Raw genomic sequence first — 24,551 nt, forward strand, 5'->3', positions numbered from 1 at the left:
TCACGGGGTGTCTCCAGACGGGTGTTGACGGTGGGTCAGAGGTGGATGCCGCACTCGGTCTTGCCGGAGCCGGACCAGCGGCCGGCCCGGGCGTCCTCGCCCTCGGCGGGCTTGCGGGTGCAGGAGAGCGGCGAGCAGCCGACCGACGTGTACCCCTCCCACAGCAGCGGGTTGAGCAGGACGCCGTTGGCGTTGACGTAGGTGTCCACGTCCTTCTGCGTCCAGCGGGCGATCGGGGCGATCTTGACCTTGCGGCGCTTGGCGTCCCAGGCGACGACGGGGGTGTCGGCCCGGGTCGGCGACTCGTCGCGGCGCAGCCCGGTGGCCCAGGCGTCGTAGCCGCCGAGGCCGCGGTTCAGCGGCTCGACCTTCCGCAGCGAGCAGCAGAGGTCCGGGTCGCGGTCGTGCAGGTGGGGCCCGTACCGGGCGTCCTGCTCGGCCACGGTCTGCAGCGGCTTGAGGGTGATGACGTTGACCGGCATCACCGCGGCCATCGCGTCCCGGGTACCGATGGTCTCCGCGAAGTGGTAGCCGGTGTCCAGGAACACCACGTCCACGCCGGGGAAGACCGAGGAGGCGAGGTGGGCGACGACCGCGTCCTCCATGGAGGAGGTGACGCAGAACCGCTTGCCGAAGGTGTCGGCGGCCCACTTCAGGATCTCCTGCGGGGTCGCCTCCTCCAGCTCGCGGCCGGCGGCGGTGGCGATCGCCTCGTAGTCGTTCGTCGTGCCGGTCATTCCGCGGACCCCCCGCCGGTCGGACCGCCGTTGGCCGGCGAGAGCAGGCCGAGGAACTTCAACTGGAAGGCCCGGCGGCAGCCGTGGCACTCCCAGGCGCCGTGCCCGGCCTCGGACGGGCGCAGGTCCTCGTCCCCGCAGTACGGGCAGAAGAACGGGGCGGCTCGCTCACTCATTGCCCACCTCGCTTCGCTCGGCGTCCGCTTCGCGAGACACGCCCCTCTTCATCGGCTCGCTCGCTCCGCTCACTCATTGCCCACCTCGCTTCGCTCGGCGTCCGCTTCGCGAGACACGCCCCTCTTCATCGGCTCGCTCGCTCCGCTCACTCACGACAGCTGCTCCTCACTGGCCCGGGCCGTCCACTGGGCGAAGCGCTCGCCCTCGGCGCGGTCGGCCTGGTAGCGGGTCAGGACGCGCTCGACGTAGTCGGGCAGGCCGTCCTTGGTGACCTTGAGGCCGCGGACCTTGCGGCCGAAGCCGGCCTCCAGCCCGAGCGCGCCGCCCAGGTGGACCTGGTAGCCCTCGACCTGCTCGCCGTTCTCGCCGGTCACCAACTGGCCCTTGAGACCGATGTCCGCGACCTGGATGCGGGCGCAGGCGTTCGGGCAGCCGTTGATGTTGATGGTCAGCGGCTCCTCGAAGTCGGGCAGGCGCTTCTCCAGCTCGTCGATGAGCGTGCGGCCGCGCTCCTTGGTCTCGACGATGGCGAGCTTGCAGTACTCGATGCCGGTGCAGGCCATGGTGCCGCGGCGGAACGGCGACGGGGTGACCCGCAGGTCCAGCGCCTCCAGGCCGGCCACCAGGGACTCCACCTGGTCCTCGGCGATGTCGAGGACGAGCATCTTCTGCTCGGCGGTGGTGCGCAGCCGGTCGCTGCCGTGGGCGGCGGCGAGGTCGGCGATCTGCCCGAGCAGCCTGCCGTCGACCCGGCCGACCCGCGGCGCGAAGCCGACGTAGTACTTGCCGTCCTTCTGCCGGTGCACGCCGACGTGGTCGCGCCAGCGGCCGCCGGGCTCCTTCGGCGCGGGGCCGTCGACCAGCCGGTACTTGAGGTACTCGTCCTCCAGGACCTGGCGGAACTTCTCCACGCCCCAGTCGGCGACCAGGAACTTCAGCCGGGCGCGGTTGCGCAGCCGGCGGTAGCCGTAGTCGCGGAAGATGCCGATCACGCCGCCGTAGACGTCCGCGACCTCGTCCAGCGGGACCCACGCGCCCAGGCGGACGCCGAGCTTGGGGTTGGTGGAGAGGCCGCCGCCGACCCAGAGGTCGAAGCCGGGGCCGTGCTCGGGGTGGACGACGCCGACGAAGGCGATGTCGTTGATCTCGTGTGCGACGTCCAGCAGCGGGGAGCCGGAGACGGCGGACTTGAACTTGCGCGGCAGGTTGGAGAAGTCCTTGTTGCCGATGAACCGGCGCTGGATCTCCTCGATGGCGGGGGTGCCGTCGATGATCTCGTCCTCGGCGATGCCGGCCACCGGGGAGCCGAGGATGACGCGGGGGGTGTCGCCGCAGGCCTCGGTGGTGGAGAGCCCGACGGCCTCCAGCTTCTGCCAGATCGCCGGGACGTCCTCGATCCGGATCCAGTGGTACTGGACGTTCTGCCGGTCGGTCAGGTCCGCGGTGTTGCGGCCGTACAGCTCGGAGACCTCGGCGATCGCCTTGAGCTGGGCGACGGTCAGCCGGCCGCCGTCGATGCGGACCCGGAGCATGAAGTACTCGGCGTCCAGCTCGTGCGGGTCCAGGATCGCGGTCTTGCCGCCGTCGATGCCCTCCTTGCGCTGGGTGTACAGACCCCACCAGCGCATCCGGCCGCGCAGGTCGGCGGGGTCGATCGAGTCGAAGCCGCGGTGCGCGTAGATCGTCTCAATACGTGTCCGCACATTGAGACCGTCGTCATCCTTCTTGAACTGCTCGTTGGCGTTCAGAGGAGTGAAGTGCCCCATGCCCCACTGGCCCTCACCGCGGTGGCGGGTCACCTTGCGCGGCGCGGCGGGACGGCGCGCGGCGGCGCTGTCGGCCGTGGGCTCGGCGGTCTCGGGAGTGGTGGCCATGGTGAAGTCCTTCGGGGCAGGTGGCTCTGACGCCGGGTGGGTCGCTGGACGTGCACGGCGGTACGGTGCTGCTGTGACCTGCTGGTTTGTCAGGGCCGGGAGAGCAGTGGCCGGGGCCGGGCGGGCGCCTGCGCATCCGCTTCAGCGGGGATGGCGAGGGTGGTGGCGCCGGGTGCGGTGGGTGGCGGCGGGGTGGGGCTCAGATCACCGGACACATGGCGCTGGACACGCGAAGGAGATCGACGTGGAGTCGACCTACTAGGGTGGTTCCGGCGCTAGGCATGGCAAGAGATTCGCACGGCGCACGACGTGCGGTCCACTAACGTCCGCATCCTGGACGCAAAGGTTTCGCATCTCGAGATGCCTGGGCGTTCCCGCCGCTCGCCGGTCCGGCGCCCGGTGACCGCCGTCCGACACGGAGATCAACGGACCCGTCCCGGCCCGATACCGTTAGCCCTGTGCAACCAGCAGGCGAAACGACGAGACCGAACCCCGAGCGGCCCTCCCGTCGTCGGGGCAGGGGCTCCCGGCGGGCGGCCAAGCAGGTCACCTGGCGCAGTACGGCCTGGGCCCTGGTCAAGGACACCACCAACACCTGTGTCGAGTACCGGGTCACCGGCCTCGCCGCCGAGGCGGCGTTCTTCACCCTGCTGTCCATCCCGCCGCTGCTGCTCTGCCTGGCCGGCACCCTCGGTTACCTGGACGACTTCCTCGGCGCGGGCACGATCGACAAGCTCAAGCAGGACATCCTCACGGCCTCCGGGACGGTCCTGTCGGACTCGTCCATCAAGGAGGTCGTCGTCCCGCTGCTGGACGAGGTCTTCAACCACACCCGGCCCGACCTGGTCTCGATCGGCTTCCTGCTCTCGCTCTGGTCCGGCTCCCGGGCGCTCTACATCTTCATCGACACCATCACCGTGATGTACGGCCTCGACGGCAAGCGCGGCATCGTCAAGACCCGGCTGATGTCACTCGGCCTCTACCTCGGTGCGCTGCTGATCGGCTCCCTGGTGCTGCCGCTGCTGCTGGCCGGGCCCGGCCTGGTGCAGAACGCCGTGCAGGACCTCGCGACCGTGGTCAACGCGCTCTACTGGCCGTTCGCGATCCTGCTGCTGATCGTCTCGCTCACCACGCTCTACCACCTGGCCGTGCCGGTCTCCACCCCGTGGCGCGAGGACATCCCCGGTGCCCTGGTGGCCCTGGTCGTCCTGGTCTTCTGCAGCGTGGGCCTCCGGCTGTACCTGGTCAGCTCGGTCGAGGGCCGGTCGGCGTACGGCTCGCTGGCCGCGCCGGTGGCCGTCCTGCTCTGGATCTTCGTGGTCGCGCTCGCGGTGCTGATCGGCGCCGCGATGAACGCCGCCATAGACCGCCGCTGGCCCACCCTGGAGACCGCCGACGCCCGCGCCGAGAACGAGCGCGCCCACGAGGAGGCGGCCGCGGCCGTGGTCCGCGAGGTCGCCGCCCGGCGCGCCGTCGAACGCGCCCGGCGGGCACGCGAGCTGGGCCTCGGCGAGGGTGCCGAGGAGGAGTACTGGGAGGAGGAGGGCGAGGACGTCGACGTGCCCTCCGAGTACCCGGAGCGCTGGGCCGACGTGCTCGCGGCCGACAACGTCCGGGCCCGGCTCACCACCCGCGGCGGCGGCCCGCACCACCGGCCGGCCCCGCCGCCCCCGGACAGCGACCGGCCGACCGCGCCGCCGCCCGAACACCCGCTGCCCGGCCACCCGCCCCGGCCGCCGTGGGACCAGCGCTGACCCACCGCGGCCGCGCCGCCGACACCGCCATCAGCAGGCCGATCACCGTGCAGCTCGTCCGCCCGGTGGCCGTGTAGAGCATCACCACGAAGACACCGAAGAAGATCAGCGAGGTGCCGAGGTCGCGTTCGAAGACCAGCACCAGCAGGGTGACCACCCAGATCGTCAGCACCGGCCCGGCGTGCCGGCCGCGCGGAAGGGTCAGCCCCCAGACCCGGCGGCCGGCCAGCGCCAGCACGTCCCGGTAGGTCATCAGGTAGCCGGCGAAGAAGATCGTGATGGCGACCTTGACGAACTCGTCCGGCTGGGAGGAGAGCCCGCCGAGCCGGATCCAGCGCTTCGCCCCGACGGTGTCGCCGGGGAAGAAGGCGGGCGCGGCCAGCAGGATCAGCGCGCCCCTCATCAGCGGGTAGACGTACCGCCGGAAGGCGCGGTGGTGGCGCACCGCCACGATCAGCACCACGGCCGCCACCACGGCGATCACCACCCAGGTCGGCTGGGACGGCGCGGTCGGGACCTTCTGCCAGTCGCCCTTGGCGGCGTGGGCGAGCCGGTAGGAGAAGTCCAGGCGGTCGAGCGGGACCAGGCCGAATCCGGTCAGCAGCACCGCGAGCGGCAGGATCGGCGGGTCCGCGTACGGGACGAATCGGCGTACCGCCAGATGCGCGGCCGGCGCCAGCAGGCCCAGGCCGAGGACAGGACTTGACCTCGGCAAAACCTTGAGGGGGCCCAGGCAAAGCCTTGTCCAGCCCGAGGTATGGAAACGCCCCCCGAGGCCGGTGATCCACTCCGGCCCGGCCATCATGGCCGGGCGCCGTCCACTCCGCCCGGACGACGGCGAGGCGGCGACGGCACGGCACGGACGGGGTGAGCGGACGGATGGACGGCTCGGCGCAGGCGACCGGCTACCACGGACCGCCGCCCTGGCAGTGGGCCGACCTGGCCACCTCGTGGACGGCCGAGCCGCTGGTGCTGACGCTCGCCGTGCTGCTCGGCGGCTGGTACCTGTACGCCGCGTGGACGGCCGGCCGGGCCGGGCCGGAGCGCTGGCAGCCGACCAGGACCGCCGCCTTCCTCGGCGGGCTGCTGCTCTGGGTCTGGGCCACCTGCTCCGGCCTCGGCGTGTACGAGCGGGTGCTGTTCACCGACCGGGCGGTGCAGGTCGTGCTGCTGCTGATGCTGGTCCCGCTGCTGCTCGCACTCGGCGCGCCGGTCTCGCTGCTGGCCCGCTCCTCACCGCCGGACCACCGCGAGCGGATCCTGCGGGTGCTGCGCAGCCGCCCGTCCAAGGTGCTGATGTTCCCGGCCGTGTCGACCGCCCTGCTGCTGGCCCCGCCGTGGCTGCTGTACTGCACCCCCTGGTACGAGGAGTCGCTGACCAGCCCGGTGGGGAACGCCGTGCTGCACCTGGCACTGGTCGCGCTCGGGCTGGCGTACTTCTGGCCGCGGCTGCAGATCGACCCGGTCGGGCACGAGTACCCGCACCTGGTCGGCCTGTTCATCACCTTCGCGGAGGTGATCTTCGACGCGGCGCTCGGCATCCTGCTGATCTACGGGGGCCATCGCGTCGCCGGGCACTACTACGAGGCGCTCGGCCGGCCCTGGGGCCCGAGCCCGGCGCAGGACCAGACCTGGGGCGGCAACGCGCTCTGGGTGCTCGGGGACCTGGTCGGGCTGCCGTTCCTGGCCGCGCTGGTCCGCCGCATGATCGTGCAGGGGCGGGAGGAGACCGCCGCCGTGGACGCCGAACTGGACGCGCGCTTCGAGGCGGCGGCCGCCGAGGCACGGGCGACGGGCGCGCCGGCCGAGGACGAACAGGGCATGCGGCCCTGGTGGCTGGACGACCCCGGCCTGCGGAACCGGTACGGCGGGTCGTCGTCCTGAAGCCCGTGGCGGAAGGCCGTGGGCGGGTCGCCCGCTCCACCGCCCCGCCCGCTCAACGGCCCCGCCCGCTCAACCGCCCCGGCCGCTTCACCGCAGGTCAAAAACCGGTTGGCAGGGGCGGCGGCGCTCGTTATGGTGTGACCAGTCCGATCGGGGGGCCGCGTTCTTGCCGGCCCGAGAAGAAGCAGGAGGTGAGCCTCGTGGCTGTCGCTGTCGTCACGGCTGCCCTGAGCAGCGCTCGCACACACCACCTCTCCCTCCCGGCCGCCGGCTGACACCGCCGCACTCGCGCGCGCAGCCGTAGCCCGGCGGGATCACTTTCCTCCCGAAGGGCCCACTGCGTTGTTCAACGCTGCCTCCGTTTCCTCCTCTCCTTCTCTCCTCACCTCCTCCGAGACCTCGGACCCCGCGCTGGCCGGCTACGGCTGGACGTCCGAGTCGGCGGAGCGCTTCGCCCCGCTCGCCGAGGCCGGGCTGACGCCTGCCCGGATCGTCCGCGTCGACCGGGGCCAGTGCGACGTCGTCCTGGCCGATCCGGAGACGGGCGAGCTGCGTACCGTCCGGGCCGACACCCGGCCGGTCGGCGACGCCGACATGATCAACTGCCCGTGCACCGGCGACTGGGCGGCCGTGGACCTCGCGGCCCAGCCGATGCCGGCCGTCGCGGCGCTGCTGCCGCGCTCCACCGCGATCATCCGCAAGGTGGCCGGAAAGCGGTCCGACGGCCAGGTGCTGGCCGCCAACGTCGACACCGTCGTGATCGCCGCCTCGCTCGCCGCCGAGCCCGACCTCGGCCGGATCGAGCGCTTCCTCGCCCTGGCCTGGGAGTCCGGTGCCGAGCCGGTCGTCGCCCTCACCAAGGCCGACCTGGTGGACGACGCCGACTTCATCCGCGCCGACGTCGAGTCCATCGCCCCCGGTGTCACCGTGCTGGTGGTCAGCGCCGAGACCGGCGAGGGGATGGACGTGCTGCGCGCCTGCACGCCCGGCACCACCGCCGTGATCGGCCAGTCCGGCGTCGGCAAGTCCACCCTGACCAACGTGCTGGCCGGCGCCGACGTCATGGCCGTCCAGCAGGCCCGCGCGGTCGACCAGAAGGGCCGCCACACCACGACCACCCGGGAGCTGATCCCGCTGCCCGGCGGCGGGGTGCTGATCGACACCCCCGGTCTGCGTGAGGTCGGCCTCTACGGCGGCGAAGGCGTCGCGATGGCCTTCTCCGACATCGAGGAGCTGGCCGAGGACTGCCGCTTCCACGACTGCGGCCACCACACCGAGCCCGGCTGCGCCGTCCGGGCCGCGCTGGCGGACGGCACGCTTCCGCAGCGCCGGATGGACAGCTACCTCAAGCTCCAGCGCGAGAGCGAGTGGATCGCCTCCCGCTCGGACGCCCGGCTGGCCTCGGCCCGGCTGAAGAAGTGGAAGACCACCACCAAGTCGATGCGCGCGGTGGGGGGCTCCGTGAAGAAGTGACCGCCGCCCGGCGGCCGGGCCACCGCGGGCCCGGCCGCCACCGGCCCGAGCCGTGTGGACGAGGACGGGATCAGGGCGCTGCGTGCCCTGGCGGGCGGCGGCCGGCCGGCGTGACCTGGCATGGCCGGGCGCGACCCGGTGCGACCCGTGGTGGCCGGCGGGTCAGCGCAGGTCGGCCGCCAGGCGGAACCGCTCCAGGACGACGGGCGTGGCGTCGCCCACGGTGAACTCGGGGTCCCCGAGGAAGGCGCGCATCTGCTCGCTCTGCCAGAACCGCTCATGGCCGGCGCGCCACTCGGCCACCGTCCGGTAGCCCTCGCCCTCGTCCAGGGCGTGCTGGAGGTCGACCTCGGCGAGTGGCACGACCCGGACGTCGGTCGTCTCCGTCACCGCGACCACTCGGCCGTCCGAGTCGATCACCGCCGAGTGCACACCCACCTGCGGCAGCGGGTCGCCCGCGTGCTCGTAGTCGGCGAGCAGGCCCGCGGTGCTGGTCTTGGCGCCGCTCAGGACGGCCGCGACCAGCTGGTCGCGCAGCGGCCCGGGGAAGGCGAACTCCTCCACCCGCATCGCGGTGACCCGGGGGTCGTCCGGACCGGTGTACGGCTGCTCGCTCATGAGGGGCTCCTACTCCTGTGCCCCTGCCGGGGCGGCCGGTCGGTGGTCGGGCGCCGATCAGCGTAGCCGTCGGCCGGGCGAGGACGCGCGCGATTTTCCGTGCGGTCGGCCTCGGCCCGCCCCGGCACCGCCCCCCGACGCTCATGTCCGATATCCGCCAGTCGACCGGCCGCCGGTGCCGCAGACTGGACTGCGTGATCGACGACGACATCCGGTACCGAGCCGTGGACAGCCGCGACGCCCGCTTCGACGGCGTCTTCTTCACGGCCGTCACCTCGACCGGCATCTACTGCCGACCGAGCTGCCCCGCCGTGACCCCCAAACGCGCCAACTGCACCTTCTACCCCAGCGCGGCCGCCGCCCAGGGCGCCGGGTTCCGCGCCTGCCGCCGCTGCCGCCCCGACTCGGTGCCCGGCTCGCCGGAGTGGAACCACCGCGCCGACCTGGTCGGCCGCGCCATGCGGCTGATCGGCGACGGCGTGGTCGACCGCGAGGGGGTCGCCGGCCTCGCCGACCGCCTCGGCTACAGTGCCCGCCAGCTCCAGCGCCAGCTCACCGCCGAACTCGGCGCCGGGCCGATCGCCCTGGCCCGCGCCCGCCGCGCCCAGACCGCCCGGCTGCTGCTCCAGACCACGGAACTGCCGGTCACCGAGATCGCCTTCGCGTCCGGCTTCGCCTCCGTCCGGCAGTTCAACGACACCGTCCGCGAGGTCTACGACCGCACCCCCAGCGGGCTGCGCGCCGAGGTCACCGCCGGCCGCCGGACCGCCACCCCCGCAGGCGGCCTCACCCTGCGCCTCGCCTACCGCGGCGCGCTTGACAGCGACCACCTGATCGGCTTCCTCGCCCTGCGCGCAGTTCCCGGGGTGGAGGAGGTCGTCCCCGGCGCGCGACCCGGCGTCCGCACCTACCGCCGCACCCTCGCCCTCCCGTACGGGCACGGCATCGCCGAGGTCGACGGCCTCGCGCCCGAGGAGCCGCGCACGCGCGGGTGGCTGGACTGCCGGCTCTTCCTCACCGACCTGCGGGACCTGCCCACCGCCGTCCAACGGGTGCGGATCCTCTTCGACCTCGACGCCGACCCGGACGCCGTCGACGAGCAGCTCGGCGCCGACCCGGTCCTCGGCGCGCTGGTCCGCTCCCGCCCCGGCCTGCGCTCACCCGGCCACGTCGACCCGCACGAGCTGGCCGTCCGCGCCGTGCTCGGCCAGCAGATCACCGTCGGCGCCGCCCGCACCCTGGCCGCCCGGCTCGCCGAGAAGTACGGCACCGCGCTGCCCGAGCCCAGCGGCGGCCTGCGGCTGATCTTCCCGAGCGCGGCCGCCCTCGCCGTGGCCGATCCCGAGGACTTCGCCATGCCGGCCGCCCGCCGCCGGGCGCTCACCGGCCTCTGCGCCGCCCTGACCGAAGGCGTCGTGCGGCTCGACGGCGGCGTCGACCGCGAGGACGCCGCCGCCCGACTGCTCGCCCTGCCCGGCATCGGCCCCTGGACCGTCGGCTACCTGCGGATGCGGGCCCTCGCCGACCCGGACGTCTTCCTGCCCACCGACGTCGGCATCCGCCACGGCCTCACCCGGCTCGGCGCCCCCGGCGACCCGAAGTCCGCCGCCCACGCGGCCGGGGCCTGGGCACCCTGGCGCTCGTACGCCGTCCACCGGCTCTGGGCGGGCGCCGCGAGCGACCACAGCACCGAAAGCACCGGAACGGAGATGCAGGACGCATGACCACCACCGTCTTCACCCACATGGAGAGCCCGTTCGGCCGGCTGCTGCTCAGTGGCGTCCTGCCGGAGGACGGCGGGCCGGCCGCCCTGGCCACCGTCACCGCCCCGGGCCAGAAGTACGCGCTCGCCGAACCCGCGGACGCCTGGGTCCACGATCCGGACGCCCTCGCCGAGCCGGTCGCCCAGCTCACCGCGTACTTCGCCGGTGAACGCACCACCTTCGACCTCCCGCTCGCCCCCGTCGGCACCGAGTTCCGCCGGCAGGTCTGGGCCGCCCTCGACGAGATCCCCTACGGCGAGACGGTCACCTACGGTCAGCTGACCGACCTCGCGGGCGCCTCCCCGAAGGCCGTCCGCGCCGTCGGCGGCGCCGTCGGCGCCAACCCCCTGCTCATCGTCCGCCCCTGCCACCGCGTCCTCGGCGCCAACGGGGCCCTCACCGGTTTCGCCGCCGGCACCGACCGGAAACGGTGGCTGCTGGACCTGGAGAGCGGGACGTTGTTCTGAGGCGACGTGAATCAGACGTGAGTCGGACGTGGATCAGTGGAGCGGATCAGACGCCGAGGTCGTCCGGCAGGGGCCGGAGGGCCGCGTGATCGGTCTGCGGCCGGATCGCGCGCGCGTGGTTCATCGACGGCGGCCGCTATTCGGCCTTCGCCCGCAGGGTGACGCGCCAGTTGTTGCTGCGCATGGGGCGGCCGGGCGGGAACTCGAAGTCCGTCTCACCCAGGAGTGTGAAGCCGGCCTTGCGGCAGACGGCGTTGGAGGCGGGGTTGCCGATGGACGGGAAGGCGTGCAGATGCCGGTGCCGGGCCGAGGTGCGGGCGGCGGTGACGGCCAGGCGGACGGCGGTGGCGGCGATGCCGCGGCCCTGGTGGGGCGGGAGGACGTTCCAGCCCATCTCGTGGACGGTCTCGCCCTGCCGGCTGCGGGTGCCGTAGCCGACGGTGCCGACGGGTTCGCCGGCAGCGTCGCCCTCGGGGAGCAGGACGATGCGGTACATGCAGCCGATGCCCGAGGGCACGAAGTCCAGGTAGCGGCGGTGGCGGACGAGAAGTTGTTCCTCCGTCTCCGGGCCGCCGACGTGCTGCTTCATCTCGGGGACGTTGACCCGGCGGAGCAGGGCGAGGTCGGCGTCGGTCCAGGGCTCGAGGCGGAGGTGCGCGGGGTCCATCCCGGGACGGTAGCCTCGGCCGCCGCCCGGCGGCACCGGATTATTCGGGGGTGGCCGGCCGGGCGAGGGCGCGGGCGAGGTTGTCGAGGGCGGGGAGCGCCTGCGTGACGGCCTCGCGGTCGGCGGGGGAGAGGGCGTCGAGGGCGGTCGCGATGCGGCGCTCGTGGGCCTGCTGCCAGTCGTCGAGCTGGCCCCGGCCGGCCGGGGTGAGGGCGATGCGGGCGGTGCGGCGGTCGCCGGGGTCGGCCTGGCGGTCGACGAAGCCGGCTTCCAGGAGCTTGCCGACCAGACCGCTGACGGTGTTGGGGGCGAGCCGCTGGCGGGCGGCGAGTTCGCCGACCCGGAGCGGGGCGGCGGCGAGCGTCTGGAGGAGTTCGACCTGCGCCATCGGCAGGGACTCCCACGGGTAGTCGGTGCGGATGCTGCTGCGCAGGGCGCGGCGCAGCCGGGTGACCACGTCGGTGAGCCGCCGGGCGCGTTCGATCGCCGGGGGTGCGAGGTCCGGACGTTCGGCGGCCTCGTGCCGCTGGGGTTCGGCGGCGGGGTCGGGAACGGGCGGTGACGGCGACATGGCGGACAGCGTATCGCCTGGTGGTGACCGTTCCGACGTTCCGTTCGCATGCCGATCAGCTCGTTGAGAGAACATGTCTGCATCAGATATATTCCCCGCATGAACGCCACCGACCTCGCCGCGCGACTGCTCGCCGAGCACCCCCGGCCGCGCGGCATCGCCCGGTGGCGGCACGCCCACTGGCTGGCCGTCGGCACCGTCTGCCTCGGGGCGTTCCTCGGCCAGCTGACCGCCAGCGTCACCGCCCTCGTCTTCCCCGCGCTCGGCAGCCACTTCCGGGCCGGCTTCGCCGCCGTCGAGTGGGTCGCGCTGGCCTACCTGCTGGTGCTGGTGGCCCTGCTCGCGCCGATCGGCTGGCTCTCCGACCTGGTCGGCCGCAAGACCGTGTACCTCGGCGGCTTCGCCGTCTTCGGGGTGGCCTCGCTCGGCGCCGGTCTGGCCGGCAGCCTCGGGGTGCTGGTGGCCTGCCGGGCGGTGCAGGCGGTCGGCGGCGCGATGATGCAGGCCAACAGCGTAGCCCTGGTGGCCCGCGGCGTCCCCGAGCACGCGATGCGGCGGGCGCTGGGCATCCAGGCGGCCGCGCAGGGGCTCGGCCTGGCACTCGGTCCGAGCCTCGGCGGGCTGCTGGTGGAGCACGCCTCCTGGCGCTGGGTGTTCTGGATCAACGTGCCGATCGGGGCGCTGGGCATCCTGGCCGGCTGGTTCCTGCTGCCCCGGACCCGCGCCGAGGGCACACCTGCGAAGAAGGAGGGCGAGCGGGCCGGGGCGGAGGACGAGGGCCGCTTCGACCTGCCCGGCCTGCTGCTGCTGACCGGCGCCACCACCGCACTGCTGCTCGCCCTCTCCACCGCCTCCGGCCTGCCGCTGCCCGGCTGGGCGGTCGGCGTGCTGCTGCTCGCCTCGGCGGTGCTCACGCTCGGCCTCGTCCGGCAGGAGCGGCGGGCGAGCCGGCCGCTCCTGGCGCCGGGGCTCGTCAACACCCCCGGGGTGCGGCCGGGGCTGGTGGTCGCGCTGATCGGCTACCTGCTGCTGTTCTGCCCGCTGGTGCTGGGCCCGGTGCTGCTCACCGGGGCGGGCGTCCCACCGGCCCGGGCAGGCCTGGTGATCACGCTGCTCCCGGCCGCGTTCGCACTCGCGGCGACGGTCGGCGGCGGTCTGCTGCCCCGGGGCTGGTCGGACGTCGCCCGCTGCCGGGCCGGCGCGGCCGTCGCGGGCGCCGGGCTGCTGCTGTTCGCGGTGGTGCCGGCGGGCGGCGGGCCCTCGGCCGGCCCGCTGCTGCTCGCCGCCCCGCTGGTGGTCGCCGGCTGCGGGCTCGGCCTGCTGCTGCCCGCCAACAACGCGCTGGTGATGCGGGCGATCCCGGCGGAGTGTTCGGCGGTCGGCGGCGGGATGGTGAACATGGCCCGCAGCCTCGGTACGGCCCTCGGGACGGCTCTGCCCGTCCTCGGCGTCCATCTGGCGGGCGCGGCGTCCGGCGGCCGGGCGGTGCTGCTCGGTCTCGCCGCCGTCGCCGCCCTGGCGGTGGCGCTGGTCCGGCCGGCCCGCGTCCGCGGGCCGGCCCCCGCCCGGACCCCGGCAGGCGTCTGACGGGGTCCGGGCGGGGGCCGGCGGTGCCAACCGAACCGGGCAGAGCCGAAGGGTGCAGAGCCGGCCGCGCCAACCGAACCGGGCAGAGCCGGACCGCGCAGGGCCGAACCGCGAAAGGGCCGGGGTGTGGCGGACGGTCGGGCCGTCCGCCACACCCCGGCCCTTTCGGGGCGCGGAGCGTCAGGCGGGAACGCCGGGGGCGGCGCCGCGCTCCGTGAGCATGTCGGTGATCAGCTGGATCTCCGACGTCTGCCCGACCACCATCGACTGGGCGAGCCGCTTCTCGGTCTCGTTCTCGGCCAGGTCGACATAGCCCTGGGCCATCTCCACCCCGCCCTTGTGGTGCTCCAGCATCAGCTGCAGGTAGTACACCTCGGCCTCACGCCCGCTGAGCGAGCGCAGCTTGGCGAGCTGGGCGTTGGTGGCCATGCCGGGCATCAGCGAGCCGTCGTGCGCGTCGTAGGTGTGGTTCATCTTCATCCACGCCATCGGCTTGGCCGGCGAGTGCTGCGGGAGCCCCCACTGGTCGAGCCAGCCCATCATCATCCCGCGCTGGTTGGCCTGGGTGTTGATGATGTCGAAGGCGAGGGTCCGGACAGGCTCGTCGCCCGTCCGGTCCCGGACGATGAACGACAGGTCGACGGCCTGCTGGTGGTGGGTCGCCATGTCGCGGGCGAATCCGGCCTCGGGGGAGTCGCCCGCCGGGGCCGTCAGCGAGGACGAGCCGGAGGCGGACGTCCCGCTCGCCACCAACGCGGGCACCCCGAGGGCGAGGGCGACCGCGGCGGCCAGCGCGGCCGGCCACCAGAGCCGCCGGCGGGAGGTGCCGGGGGCCTCGTCCGCGTTCTCGGGTGTCGCCGCGTCCGTGGTCACATCGCCCCCATGGTGCAGGACGCGCCCGGCTCCTGGGTCTGCTGGCCCTGTACGTACTTGGTGAAGAACTCGTTCACCCGGGGGTCGTTGGCGTTGTCCACGATCAGCTGGGTGCTCCACGCGTTCAGCGTGATGGTGCCCTGCTCGTCCGGGTACGGGCTCATCAGCGAGTACGGGGTGGCCTTCACCTTGTCGGAGAGCGTCTTGATGTCGTCCGGCGTGGCCTTGCCGTTGTACGTCACCCAGACCGCGCCGTGCTCCAGCGAGTGGACGGCGCGCTCGTTCTCGACCGGCTGGTCGTAGACGTGGCCCATGCAGTCCAGCCAGACGGCGTTGTGGTCGCCGCCGACCGGCGGGGTCATCGGGTAGGTGACCTTCTCCTTGACGTGGTTGCGGCTCAGGTCGCCGAAGGTCTTCACGCCGTCGATCGGCGCGCTGGCGGCGGCCTCCTTGGCCTTCTTGTCGTTGTTGGCGTCGACCACGATCCAGGTGCCGGTGGCTATCGCGGCGATCACCAGCACGCCTACGAGCACGGAGGCGAGGATCTTGTTGCGGCGGTCGCGGCGCTGCTCGGCGGCGCGGAGCTCGACGATCCGGGCGCGGCGGTCCGCCGTGCCCTGCTTGCCGCCGGGCTTGTTGGACTGCTTGGAGGCGGAACCCATGTGGTGTCCTTGTCCCCGCCGCACGCTGGGGGCGCGGCGGTCTGAAGTGGGGGGCGGAGGGGCGGATCCGTCGGTGCCGTCCGTCCTGCCGGTCCGCTCGGACGGGCAGGGGGGCGGCCGGCGGTGGGTTCCGCTCAGGACCGGTGGACTTGGAGCTCGTGCAGGTCGGGTGCCGGGTGCGAACCGTCCAGCAGCCCCCGCGGCACCACCCGCGGCAGGGCCTCGGGCGGGTCCGGGCGGGCCGTCACGGCGGGCTGGGGCTGCGGCGGCGCGTTGGGGAGCTGGGCGTCCTGGCCGCAGTACGGGTGGCCGGAGCAGCCGTTGTTGCGGTGCGGCGGCTCGCCGTCGGCGGAGCACCACGTCCAGTGACGGGGTCCGTCCACATGGCGGGACGGGTGTACCGCGTCCGCTGCCGCCGGCACCGCCGGCGCCTCGGCGGACAGGCCTGCGGACGGGCCTGCCGACGGGCCGGCGAGCGGGCCGGCGAGGGCGGTGGACGTCGCGGCCGCCGACGGGTCGGACCGGTCGGCCGAGGCCGCCCGGGCCTGGCCCGCGCACGGCAGCGCCGTCAGCAGTCCGACCAGCAGCAGGACCCACAGCACACCCACCGGGCGACCCGCGACTGCGGCCCTCCCCGGTCGGGTCGATCTGGGGGCCGACGCGGTCATGCGCACATTTAATCAGCCGAACGAGTGAAGCGATGCCCCTCCTCGGCCCTCATTTTCGGCGCCCGAAGGGGTCGAACACCCTGTAAACGCCCTGCTCGGGGCAGTTCCGGCAAGCACGGACGGAACGGAAGCGGAACACCGGGCGAACCCGGCGATCGGGATCATCCGATCAGTGCACGGTATGTCGCCGAAACCCGGACAGCGTCGTTGCTCTTGGAGACAATGACGTCGAGTCCGGCCCCGCCGGGGGCGGCGCGCACACGGACCGACCAGGAGCCGCCAGATGAGCAAAAAGGGTGCACCCGCACAGCAGCACCGGTCGGACGACGGCTGGTGGGACACGGTCTACGAAGGGCCGGCGGGCACCCTCCCCGACACCCCCGACGCGCAACCGGGGGAGGGCAGCGTCGACGACTGGTTCGAGACGGCGGCCGGGCTGATCGGGCGGCAGCGGACGGACGAGGCAGTCGCCGAGACGGCGGCCGAGGCCGCGGACGCGGGTGCGGACGCACCTGCCGAGCGGGCGCGTGCTGACGAGGTCGTCGCGCAGGAGGCGGTGCTGGAGCGGGACAGCATCGACGACTGGTTCAACACCGCGATCGGGGTGATCGGGCAGCAGCGCGACCCGGAGGAGACACACCGGTTCCCGGCCCCGCCCTGGGCGGCAGCCGAGGCGGAGGTGGCAGCGGCTGCGGAGGTGGGAAAGGGGACGGAACCGGAGGCCGAGGTCGACCCCGAGCCGGCTCCCGTTCCGGAGAAGACAGCCGAATCCGCGCCCGAGCCCGAACCCGAAGCCGTACGGGAACCCACGCCGGACCTCGTTCCGGAACCCGCGCCGGTCGTCGCACGGGAGCCGGAGCCCCTCGCGCCCGAACCCGAGCCCGAGCCCGAACCTGAACCCGAAGCCGAGCCCGAAGCCGAGCCCGAACCTGAACCCGAAGCCGAGCCCCGGCCGACCCCCGCCCCGGCCCCCGCCCCCGCGCCGCGCCCCGCCCCCCGGTCGGTGCTCGCCGGTGCCGGGCCCACCGTGCCGCACGTCGGCGAGCGCCCGCCCACGTACGGGCCCGAGCCGACCGTCGTGCCCGAGGCGGACCCCGGCGCGCTCGGCGCCGTCGTGCCGGACACCGTCCTGGAGGGCGCCCAGCACGGCGCCACCACCCTGCGGGCCGTCTCCGTCCGCGGCGACTCCGCCCGCTACCGCGGCGAGCCCCGCCGGGACACGCTGCTGGTGACCAGGTTCGGCGAGGCCCCCGACGGGCTGCTGCTCGCCGCGCTCGGCGGCTTCGACCGCACCGGCGCGGACGGCGAGGCGGCCGCCGAGGCCGTCGCCACCGCCACCGCCGAGGCCGTCCGCCAGCTCGCCACCGCGATCGGCCGCAGCAGGACCGGGCTCGCCGCCGACCTGCGCGACGGCGCCCGCGACCGCCTCCGGTACGGCCTCCAGCGCCTCGCCACCAGCGCGGCCGCCCCGTTGCGTGCGCTCGCCCACGACCCGGAGGGCGACGACGGCGCGGCGTCCCCGGCCGCGCTGCACTGCATGCTGCTCCCGCTCGACCCGGAGGCCTCCTACCGGGCGGCCTTCGGGGTCGGCCCGGGCGGGCTCTACCTGCTGCGCTCCGGCCACTGGATCGACGCGTACGCCGCGCGGCTGCTGCACCACCCGGACGGCCAGCCGCCGGTGCCGGACGCGTCGGCGCCGGACCGGCGCCCGTTCCGCTTCCGGATGGTCCCGGCCACCCCGGGCGACATCCTGCTGCTCTGCACCCCCGGCCTTGCCCGCCCGATCGCCGACGAGCCGGCCGTCGCCCACTTCCTCTCCTCCCACTGGGCGCACCCCCACCCCCCGGGCACCGTCGACTTCCTCCGCCAGGTCCAGGTCCGTGCCAAGGGCTACGCCGACGACCGCACGGCCGCTGCCGTCTGGACGGAGTGAGGCGCGGGGAGCGGCCCGGCCGGGGGCAGCCGCGGCCCGGGCCGGCCGGGTCAGCTCCGGGCGCCCAGCAGGGTGGCGCAGGCCGACTCGGCGAGCTGCAGCGCGCGGGGGCGCAGCGCACCGGGGAGTCCGAGGGCGAGCGGGACGGCGAGGCCGTCGAGGAGGGCGCGGATCTGGGCGGCGCGGTCGGGGGCGGTGCCGGGCGTGAAGTGGCCGGTGGTGGCGCCCTCTTCGAGGAGGGCGACGAGGTCCGCGTCCCACGGTGCCTCGATCTCCAGCTGTCCCTGCCGGAGCTCCTCGCTGGCGGGGGAGCGGCCCCACACCTCGACCCAGAGGATCCAGCGCGGGTCGCCGGGGCCTTCGGGGAGGTAGAGCCGGGTGTAGGCGGAGAGCCGGTCCCAGACGTCCCGGGTGCCGTCGGTCAGGGCGTCGTGGCGGCGGGCGCCGAGCTGCTCCTCGCTCCAACGCAGCGTCTCCAGCAGCAGCTGGTCCTTGCTGCCGAAGTAGTAGAGCAGGTGCCCGGCGCTCATCTGGAGCTGCTTGCCGAGGCCGGCCATGGTGAGCTTGGCGAGCCCGTGTTCGGCGATCGAGGCCCGCGCGGTGGCGAAGACCTCCTCGCGGGCGCGCGCCGGGCGGCGCGGGCGGGCGTCCGCCATCTGCTGCTCTCCTCTGTGTCCGGGGGCCTCACGATACTGACCAGGCCCGGAACGGCGCGGAGTGGGAGTCGGCCGGGCCGACTTCCCACTCCGATCAGCCCGGGTGCGGCTACGGCCTCCGCAGCCGCCACGTCCCGGGTGCGGGAGATCACAACCCCGGTCCGATGATCGGCAGGCAGCATACCCACGGCCTGCGTTCCGACCTGGGCCGCCGAGGCGATCTCACCCACCCGCATCAGCCCGACCGCCCGGTCGAGGGCGAGGAGGGCACGGTCAAGGTGTTGCTGCGCCGGGGGGACCCCACCGACCACTCCGGTGGTGTGCGTGGCGTCGCGGAGGCCTTCGGGCATGGCTCACTGGATCAGGTCGGTGTGCGGATGATCCGGGGATTCCGGGCAGACGTAGAGCTGGAGATGGTTGGTCCTGGAGATGTGGACCTGGGGCGGGTTCGCCACATGGGGGTCGCTGAGCGCGAGGGATCGATCCTCGTACGGGACCCAGCCGTGCCTGTTGCGGTTCCATTCATTCGACGCGATCGTCAGCAGCGGGACCATGCCGGTGCCGCAGGTGGTGCAGAACCGGGCGACGGGATCGGTGAGGCCCCACGAGGGCCAGCCGCCGACCTTCCACCCGGGGGCGACGGACAGCTCGTCCGAGTAGGAATCACGCAGGGCAGGAGCACGGGGGTTGTCCACGCTGATGGCCTGCCATCTGCTCCCGTCATCCAGCTGCTGCTGCAACTCCTTGCTCAAATCCATGTGGTGGGGGTACTCGGTGATCCGCTCCGGCGCGAGCACGCACGGTCGCGGCAGGTAGCCGTCGTCCTGCACCAAAAACGGCCCGGGCGGCGCGGCGAGGATGTCGGAGACCTCCGCGGAGGATCGCCAGAACAGCGCGGTCGGAGGCTTGTAGTCCGGCTCGTGCTCGAAGGGGCACCACAGCACCTGGAGCAGGTCGGCCTGTCCGGGCGGTCGCAGCAGGGGTACGTCGCGCGCGTACAGCTGAGCCACGGGCACCATGGGGTTCGGACCGTCGTGCCACTCGTCGACCGAACTGGCGTACACCTCGTACGCCTCGTACAGCTGGGCCGCTTGGTCGTGCAGCTCGTCGCAGTACGGCCACGGCTCGTCGGCGGGCCACAGCAGTGGCCCGCCGACCGAACTGTCGTGCGGTGACGGAGATCCAGGGCGGGGATGCAACCGGATCGCCGGGCGTGCCAGTCGAGCCAGTCGGGGAACGACCGCGGTGACGTCGACCGGCCGAGGCGGGGTGGTACGGATGCCGTTCATGGCGGCGATGCTGCCAGCAGTCTCTGACGACGGGCACGCCGATCCACGTGAGCACCTGCCAGGATCTGCCGCCAGGCCTTTGAGCCGCTGCAGGCCAGGGCGCTGACCTGTGGGAACGTCAGGCCTTCGGCTGCTGCTGGGTGATGCAGTGGATGCCGCCGCCGTTGGCGAAGATCTCCGTGGCGTCGACCAGTTCGACCGTGCGGCCGGGGTAGGCCCGCTCCAGGACGGCCTTGGCCTCCTCGTCGCGCGGGTCGTTGAAGGCGCAGAGGATCACGGCGCCGTTGGCCACGTAGTGGTTGATGTAGGAGTAGTCGACCGGCTCGCCCTCCTCGTCCAGCAGGACGGTGGGGGCGGACAGCTCGATGACCTCGAGCGCCCGGCCCTGGGCGTCGGTGGACGCGCGCAGGATGGCGACCAGCTCCTTGCACACCTCGTGGTCGGGGTGGGCCGGGTCCGGCTGGACATGGGCGACCACGACACCGGGGCGGACGAAGGAGGCGACGATGTCGATGTGGCCGCGGGTGCCGAACTCGTCGTAGTCGCGGGTGAGTCCGCGCGGCAGCCAGATCGCCTTGGTGGTGCCGAGGAAGGCGTGCAGCTCGGCCTCGACCTCCTCCTTGGTCCAGTCGGAGTTGCGGCCCTCGCCGAGCTGGACGGTCTCGGTGACCAGGACCGTGCCCTCGCCGTCGACGTGGATGCCGCCGCCCTCGTTGATCAGCCGCGAGGCGAACCGCTGGACGCCCGTCAGTTCGCCGATGTGCTGGGCGATGTGCTGGTCGTTGTCCCAGCGGGCCCAGGACTGCGCGCCCCAGCCGTTGAAGATCCAGTCGGCGGCGGCGAGCGAGCCGTTGCCGTCGATCAGGAAGGACGGGCCGATGTCGCGCATCCAGGCGTCGTCCAGCGGGCGCTCGACGATCTCCACCTGCTCGGAGACGTACTTGCGCGCCTCCTCGGTCTCACCGGTGTTGACCACCAGGGTCACCGGCTCGTACCGGACGATCGTGTTGGCCACCGCGGCCCAGGCCTCGCGGCCGGCGTGCAGGTGCTCCGGGCTGTCGAAGGTCGGGTTGGTGGTGGGGAAGGCCATCCAGGTGCGGTCGTGCGGGTGCCATTCGGCGGGCATCCGGTAGCCGAGCGAGGCGGGGGTGGGGGTGGTCATCTTCGCGTCCTAGAAAGGGAGGTGAGGGCGGGGGAGGTCTCAGAGGAAGTACAGGCGGCTGAGCGAGACGCTGTCGGCGGGCTCGGAGCGCAGCGGGTCGCCGTCGAGCGAGACGAGGCCGGTCTCGGTGACCTGGACGTTGCCGATCCGGGCGTTGCGCACCATGTCGCGCGGGCCGATGCCGCGGGTGCCGCGGACGCCGACACGCCGGCGGCGGGTGGGCATGCCGTCGGCGGCCCGGTCGAGGTAGGCGCCGTCGGCGGCGGCCTGGGCGACGAAGGCGACGGAGATGTCGGCGGCGGTGGCGCCGTGGGCGCCGAACTGGGGGCCGAGGACGAGGGGTTCGCAGCGGTCGGTGGAGGCGTTGGGGTCGCCGACGACGCCGTAGGCGGGGAAGCCGGACTTGAGGACGAGCTGGGGTTTGGCGCCGAAGTGGTCGGGGCGCCAGAGCACGATGTCGGCGAGTTTGCCGATCTCGATGGAGCCGACCTCGTGGGCCAGGCCGTGGGCGATGGCGGGGTTGATGGTGAGCTTGGCGATGTAGCGCAGGACGCGCTCGTTGTCGTCGCCGCTCTCCGTCGTCCCGTAGGAGCCGGTGCCGTCGAGGGGGCCGAGTTCGGCCTTCATCTTGCCGGCCATGGCGAAGGTGCGGCGCACGGTCTCGCCGGCGCGGCCCATGCCCTGGGCGTCGGACGAGGTGATGCCGATGACGCCGAGGTCGTGCAGGACGTCCTCGGCGCCCATGGTGCCGGCGCGGATGCGGTCGCGGGCCATGGCGGCGTCGCCGGGCAGGTCGACCTTGAGGTCGTGGGCGGAGACGATCATGCCGAAGTGCTCGCCCAGCGCGTCCCGGCCGAAGGGCAGGGTGGGGTTGGTGGAGGAGCCGATGACGTTGGGGACGCCGGCCATCTTCAGCACGTTGGGGACGTGCCCGCCGCCGCAGCCCTCGATGTGGAAGGCGTGGATGGTGCGGCCTTCCAGGACCTTGAGGGTGTCCTCGACGGAGAGGCACTCGTTCAGCCCGTCGGTGTGGAGGGCGACCTGGACGTCGTACTCCTCGGCGACGCGCAGGGCGGTGTCCAGGGCGCGGGTGTGGGCGCCCATGTCCTCGTGGACCTTGAAGCCGGAGGCGCCGCCCTCGGCGAGGGCCTCGATCAGCGGGGCCTCGTCGGAGGACGAACCCCGGCCGAGGAAGCCGATGTTGACGGGCCAGGCATCGAAGGCGTTGAAGGCGTGCCGCAGCGCCCACGGGGAGTTGACGCCCACCCCCCAGACCGGGCCGAACTCCTGGCCGATGATCGTGGTGACGCCGGAGGCGAGGGAGGCCTCCATGATCCGCGGGGAGAGCAGGTGGACGTGGGTGTCGATGGCGCCGGCGGTGGCGATCATGCCCTCGCCGGAGACGATCGTCGTGCCCGTCCCGACCACCACGTCCACGCCGTCCAGGGTGTCCGGGTTGCCGGCCCGCCCGATCGAGGCGATCCGGCCGTCGATCAGGCCGATCGAGGTCTTCCGGATGCCCTGGACCGCGTCGATCACCAGCACGTTGCTGATCACCACGTCGCAGGTGTCGCGGACGGCGGCGGGCTTGAGGTGCAGGCCGTCGCGGGCGGTCTTGCCGAAGCCGGCCAGGAACTCGTCCCCGGGCGCCTGCGAGTCGGACTCCACCCGGACGATCAGGCCGGAGTCGCCCAGCCGGATCCGGTCCCCGGCCCGGGGGCCGTGCACGGCGATGTAGTCGTGGGGAGAGATCGCGGTCATGCTCGGGCCTCGCTTCGGTCGCCGGACCACGCCCGCGTGGCGGCACTGTTCGATTGCTTCCTCTGCTCGCTCACGACTCGACCTCCGCGTCGTCGAAGCTGGTCAGGTAGCCGGTCGCGCGGGCCTTGGCCAGCGCGGCCTCCTTGGCGCCGGGCGCGTCCAGCGGGCCGTCCACCAGGCCGGCGAAGCCGATGGCGACCCGTTGTCCGCCGATCGGCACCAGGCCGACCTCGACGGTGGCGCCCGGGTCGAAGCGCACCGAGGAGCCGGCCGGCACCGCGAGGTGGGTGCCGTAGGCGGCGGCGCGGTCGAAGGCGAGACGCGGGTTGGCCTCGAAGAAGTGGAAGTGCGAGGTGACCGAGATCGGCACCGCGGAAGTGTTGTGGACGAGCACCACGACCGTCTCCTCGACGGGGTCGTAGCCCGCGCCGTCACCGATCAGGGCGCCGCCGGGGGCCTCGTCGCCGAGCGAGCCGGCGCCCTTGAAGGGGTCGTTGACGACGGCGAGGCGGGTGCCGTCGTCGAAGACCGCCTCGACCTGGACCACGGTGACCACGTCGGGGACCCCGGGCAGCACGTCGGCGGCGGTGAGGACGGAGCGGCCGGCCTCGATGGCCTCGGCGAGGCGCTTGCCGTCGCGGGCGGCCTCGCAGACGGCGTCCGCGATCAGGGCGTGCGCCTCGGGAATGTTGAGGCGTACGCCTCGGGCGCGGCGGGCACGGGCCAGCTCGGCTGCTGTGAAGATCAGCAGCCGGTCCCGCTCGGTGGGGGTCAGTCGCACGGTTCCTCGCTCGCGGTCGCCGGGGAGGGTGGGAGGGGAATGAAGTTAGAACGGCGTTCAAACATCTCGGGCCATTGAACCCGGACCCGGCCGCCCTGTCCAGCGTTGCCGCTTCCCGGATGTTCGGCTCGCCGGGCGCCGCCATCGGGTCCGCGGGGATATCGCGGGCCGGGCGGGTGCCGCTGCGGGGCCGGTGCCCGGCCGGTGCAAGGGCCGGAGTGCGGGCCGGGGCGCGCCGGGCGCGCAGGTACCGGACGATGACCGGAAGTCGTCGAAAACCGCCCGTACGCTTCGCAAACCTGTCCGGCGTCGGCAGTTGGATCACGCGGACCGCCCCGTGCCCCTTTCACCACGGGTGATCGGACGCACACTGTTGCAAAGGCCGAAAGCTGGGCATGAGGATGGTGGTCAGAACGAGGGGCCGCCCGGCCGACGGGGGATCCGGCACCGGGCGGCCGGATTGAGGGCGGGGGCATGTGTTGATGGACGGTCAGTCGCGATTCCCGCGGCAGCGGACGAGTTCGGGGGGCGCATTCCGGCCCAGGCCCCAGGGCGGCAAGCCGGGTGGGCCGGGAGTCAACGGGGGGCCGGGGATCACCGGCGGGCGGTGGGGCACCGGCGCGGTGGAGCAGGCGCCGCCCGGCACCCCGGCACCCGACTGCGCGCTGCACCGGCGGCTCCACCTGGCGGTCGACGCGGCCGACCTGGTCGCGGTCGGCGCCGTCCGGCACCGGCTGCGCTCCGCGCTCCGCCACTGGGGGGTGCCCGAGCTGGCCGACACGGCCGAGCTGCTCTCGTCCGAGCTGGTCACCAACGCGCTCCTGCACACCGGCCAGGGTGCGCTCTTCGACGCGGTGCTCACCGCCGACCTGCGGCTGCGGATCGAGGTCCAGGACGGCGCCGGCCGGCTGCCCGGCCGCCGCCGCGACCCGGAGGCCGAGTACGCCACCTCGGGGCGCGGACTGGTGCTGGTCGAGGCCCTGGCCGACGCCTGGGGGGTGCAGCTGCGCGGGGACGGCAAGGTGACCTGGTTCGAGCTGGCCTCGCCCTGATCCGGCCCGACCGGTCCGCTTCCCCGGCCCGCCCGTCCCCCTCGGCGGGGCGTGCCACGGAGGCCGGGGGAAATGCGTCGTTCGCCATCGAACGGAACCGTGGACCGATGGCCTGGAGGAAGATTTCCGGCCCGTTGCCATT

23 protein-coding genes and 1 pseudogene are annotated in these 24,551 nt (G+C 73.6%); 8 read left to right on the forward strand and 16 right to left on the reverse strand.

Annotation, left to right across the window (positions count from 1 at the left end):
* Positions 1 to 35: 35 nt before the first annotated feature.
* The 4 genes from OG286_RS29220 to OG286_RS29235 all read right to left on the reverse strand — a co-directional run bounded on the left by OG286_RS29220 (position 36) and on the right by OG286_RS29235 (position 3,071).
* The gene (locus tag OG286_RS29220; protein ID WP_396319247.1) at positions 36 to 737 is read right to left on the reverse strand and encodes a phosphoadenylyl-sulfate reductase; all 702 of its coding nucleotides are present in this window, start codon (positions 735 to 737) and stop codon (positions 36 to 38) included.
* Positions 734 to 913: a hypothetical protein gene (locus tag OG286_RS29225; protein ID WP_396319246.1), complete on the reverse strand. Its 180-nt coding sequence runs from the start codon at positions 911 to 913 to the stop codon at positions 734 to 736. The genes OG286_RS29220 and OG286_RS29225 overlap by 4 nt, the downstream gene beginning before the upstream one ends.
* Positions 914 to 1,063: 150 nt before the next feature.
* Positions 1,064 to 2,788: a nitrite/sulfite reductase gene (locus OG286_RS29230; protein WP_396319245.1), complete on the reverse strand. Its 1,725-nt coding sequence runs from the start codon at positions 2,786 to 2,788 to the stop codon at positions 1,064 to 1,066.
* A gap of 199 nt (positions 2,789 to 2,987) precedes the next feature.
* A complete protein-coding gene (locus OG286_RS29235) occupies positions 2,988 to 3,071 on the reverse strand; it encodes a putative leader peptide (RefSeq protein WP_353963037.1) in 84 nt (27 codons plus the stop codon).
* Positions 3,072 to 3,246: 175 nt separating this feature from the next.
* On the opposite strand from OG286_RS29235, the gene OG286_RS29240 reads away from it, so the two are divergent.
* Positions 3,247 to 4,542: a YihY/virulence factor BrkB family protein gene (locus tag OG286_RS29240; RefSeq protein WP_396319244.1), complete on the forward strand. Its 1,296-nt coding sequence runs from the start codon at positions 3,247 to 3,249 to the stop codon at positions 4,540 to 4,542.
* A 76-nt stretch (positions 4,543 to 4,618) separates the two neighbouring features.
* On the opposite strand, the pseudogene OG286_RS29245 reads toward OG286_RS29240, so the two are convergent.
* Positions 4,619 to 5,347 (reverse strand): annotated as a pseudogene (locus OG286_RS29245) (FtsW/RodA/SpoVE family cell cycle protein); the annotation flags it as partial.
* Positions 5,348 to 5,409: 62 nt separating this feature from the next.
* Here OG286_RS29245 and OG286_RS29250 point away from each other — a divergent pair.
* Together OG286_RS29250 and rsgA are read left to right on the forward strand one after the other, a co-directional pair.
* Positions 5,410 to 6,426 carry a cytochrome c oxidase assembly protein gene (locus OG286_RS29250; RefSeq protein ID WP_396319243.1) on the forward strand — a complete coding sequence of 339 codons (1,017 nt, stop codon included), beginning with the start codon at positions 5,410 to 5,412 and terminating at the stop codon, positions 6,424 to 6,426.
* A 342-nt stretch (positions 6,427 to 6,768) separates the two neighbouring features.
* Positions 6,769 to 7,899: a ribosome small subunit-dependent GTPase A gene (gene rsgA, locus OG286_RS29255; protein WP_405365885.1), complete on the forward strand. Its 1,131-nt coding sequence runs from the start codon at positions 6,769 to 6,771 to the stop codon at positions 7,897 to 7,899.
* 162 nt (positions 7,900 to 8,061) lie between these two features.
* On the opposite strand, the gene OG286_RS29260 is transcribed toward rsgA, so the two are convergent.
* Positions 8,062 to 8,469, reverse strand: a complete 408-nt coding sequence (locus OG286_RS29260; protein WP_396319638.1) for an ASCH domain-containing protein — start codon at positions 8,467 to 8,469, stop codon at positions 8,062 to 8,064.
* Positions 8,470 to 8,660: 191 nt separating this feature from the next.
* On the opposite strand from OG286_RS29260, the gene OG286_RS29265 reads away from it, so the two are divergent.
* Both OG286_RS29265 and OG286_RS29270 read left to right on the forward strand, forming a co-directional pair.
* Positions 8,661 to 10,241 carry a DNA-3-methyladenine glycosylase 2 family protein gene (locus tag OG286_RS29265; protein WP_396319241.1) on the forward strand — a complete coding sequence of 527 codons (1,581 nt, stop codon included), beginning with the start codon at positions 8,661 to 8,663 and terminating at the stop codon, positions 10,239 to 10,241.
* The gene (locus OG286_RS29270) at positions 10,238 to 10,747 is read left to right on the forward strand and encodes a methylated-DNA--[protein]-cysteine S-methyltransferase (protein ID WP_396319240.1); all 510 of its coding nucleotides are present in this window, start codon (positions 10,238 to 10,240) and stop codon (positions 10,745 to 10,747) included. Before OG286_RS29265 ends, OG286_RS29270 begins: the two co-directional genes overlap by 4 nt.
* A 136-nt stretch (positions 10,748 to 10,883) precedes the next feature.
* Here OG286_RS29270 and OG286_RS29275 read toward each other — a convergent pair whose 3' ends face one another.
* Positions 10,884 to 11,414 carry a GNAT family N-acetyltransferase gene (locus OG286_RS29275; RefSeq protein WP_396319239.1) on the reverse strand — a complete coding sequence of 177 codons (531 nt, stop codon included), beginning with the start codon at positions 11,412 to 11,414 and terminating at the stop codon, positions 10,884 to 10,886.
* Between the two features lie 40 nt (positions 11,415 to 11,454).
* A complete protein-coding gene (locus OG286_RS29280) occupies positions 11,455 to 11,985 on the reverse strand; it encodes a MarR family winged helix-turn-helix transcriptional regulator (RefSeq protein ID WP_396319238.1) in 531 nt (176 codons plus the stop codon).
* Between the two features lie 99 nt (positions 11,986 to 12,084).
* Here OG286_RS29280 and OG286_RS29285 point away from each other — a divergent pair, with 99 nt between their 5' ends.
* Entirely contained in the window at positions 12,085 to 13,572 is a 1,488-nt protein-coding gene (locus OG286_RS29285; RefSeq protein ID WP_396319237.1) for an MFS transporter, read from the forward strand.
* Positions 13,573 to 13,752: 180 nt separating this feature from the next.
* On the opposite strand, the gene OG286_RS29290 is transcribed toward OG286_RS29285, so the two are convergent.
* From OG286_RS29290 to OG286_RS29300, 3 genes are all read right to left on the reverse strand, one after another.
* A complete protein-coding gene (locus OG286_RS29290; protein ID WP_396319236.1) occupies positions 13,753 to 14,445 on the reverse strand; it encodes a DUF305 domain-containing protein in 693 nt (230 codons plus the stop codon).
* Positions 14,442 to 15,107: a DUF3105 domain-containing protein gene (locus OG286_RS29295; RefSeq protein WP_396319235.1), complete on the reverse strand. Its 666-nt coding sequence runs from the start codon at positions 15,105 to 15,107 to the stop codon at positions 14,442 to 14,444. The genes OG286_RS29290 and OG286_RS29295 overlap by 4 nt, the downstream gene beginning before the upstream one ends.
* A 134-nt stretch (positions 15,108 to 15,241) precedes the next feature.
* Positions 15,242 to 15,715, reverse strand: coding sequence for a hypothetical protein (locus OG286_RS29300; protein ID WP_396319234.1), 474 nt, complete (start codon positions 15,713 to 15,715; stop codon positions 15,242 to 15,244).
* Positions 15,716 to 16,058: 343 nt separating this feature from the next.
* Between OG286_RS29300 and OG286_RS29305 the strand changes: the two genes are divergently transcribed.
* Positions 16,059 to 17,708, forward strand: coding sequence for a hypothetical protein (locus tag OG286_RS29305; RefSeq protein ID WP_396319233.1), 1,650 nt, complete (start codon positions 16,059 to 16,061; stop codon positions 17,706 to 17,708).
* Between the two features lie 50 nt (positions 17,709 to 17,758).
* Here OG286_RS29305 and OG286_RS29310 read toward each other — a convergent pair whose 3' ends face one another.
* The 5 genes from OG286_RS29310 to ureA form a co-directional block, all read right to left on the reverse strand.
* Complete coding sequence (locus OG286_RS29310) at positions 17,759 to 18,364, reverse strand: TetR/AcrR family transcriptional regulator (protein WP_396319232.1); 606 nt, start codon at positions 18,362 to 18,364, stop codon at positions 17,759 to 17,761.
* A gap of 353 nt (positions 18,365 to 18,717) precedes the next feature.
* Positions 18,718 to 19,653: a hypothetical protein gene (locus tag OG286_RS29315; protein WP_396319231.1), complete on the reverse strand. Its 936-nt coding sequence runs from the start codon at positions 19,651 to 19,653 to the stop codon at positions 18,718 to 18,720.
* Between the two features lie 118 nt (positions 19,654 to 19,771).
* A complete protein-coding gene (locus OG286_RS29320; RefSeq protein WP_396319230.1) occupies positions 19,772 to 20,815 on the reverse strand; it encodes an agmatine/peptidylarginine deiminase in 1,044 nt (347 codons plus the stop codon).
* Between the two features lie 39 nt (positions 20,816 to 20,854).
* Positions 20,855 to 22,576, reverse strand: coding sequence for an urease subunit alpha (locus OG286_RS29325; protein ID WP_396319229.1), 1,722 nt, complete (start codon positions 22,574 to 22,576; stop codon positions 20,855 to 20,857).
* 70 nt (positions 22,577 to 22,646) lie between these two features.
* Positions 22,647 to 23,357, reverse strand: coding sequence for an urease subunit gamma (gene ureA, locus OG286_RS29330; RefSeq protein ID WP_396319228.1), 711 nt, complete (start codon positions 23,355 to 23,357; stop codon positions 22,647 to 22,649).
* Positions 23,358 to 23,980: 623 nt separating this feature from the next.
* Between ureA and OG286_RS29335 the strand changes: the two genes are divergently transcribed.
* Positions 23,981 to 24,409, forward strand: coding sequence for an ATP-binding protein (locus OG286_RS29335; RefSeq protein WP_396319227.1), 429 nt, complete (start codon positions 23,981 to 23,983; stop codon positions 24,407 to 24,409).
* Positions 24,410 to 24,551 lie beyond the last annotated feature (142 nt).

It is taken from the genome of Kitasatospora sp. NBC_00039 (assembly GCF_045160625.1).
Taxonomy (GTDB): Bacteria; Actinomycetota; Actinomycetes; order Streptomycetales; family Streptomycetaceae; genus Kitasatospora.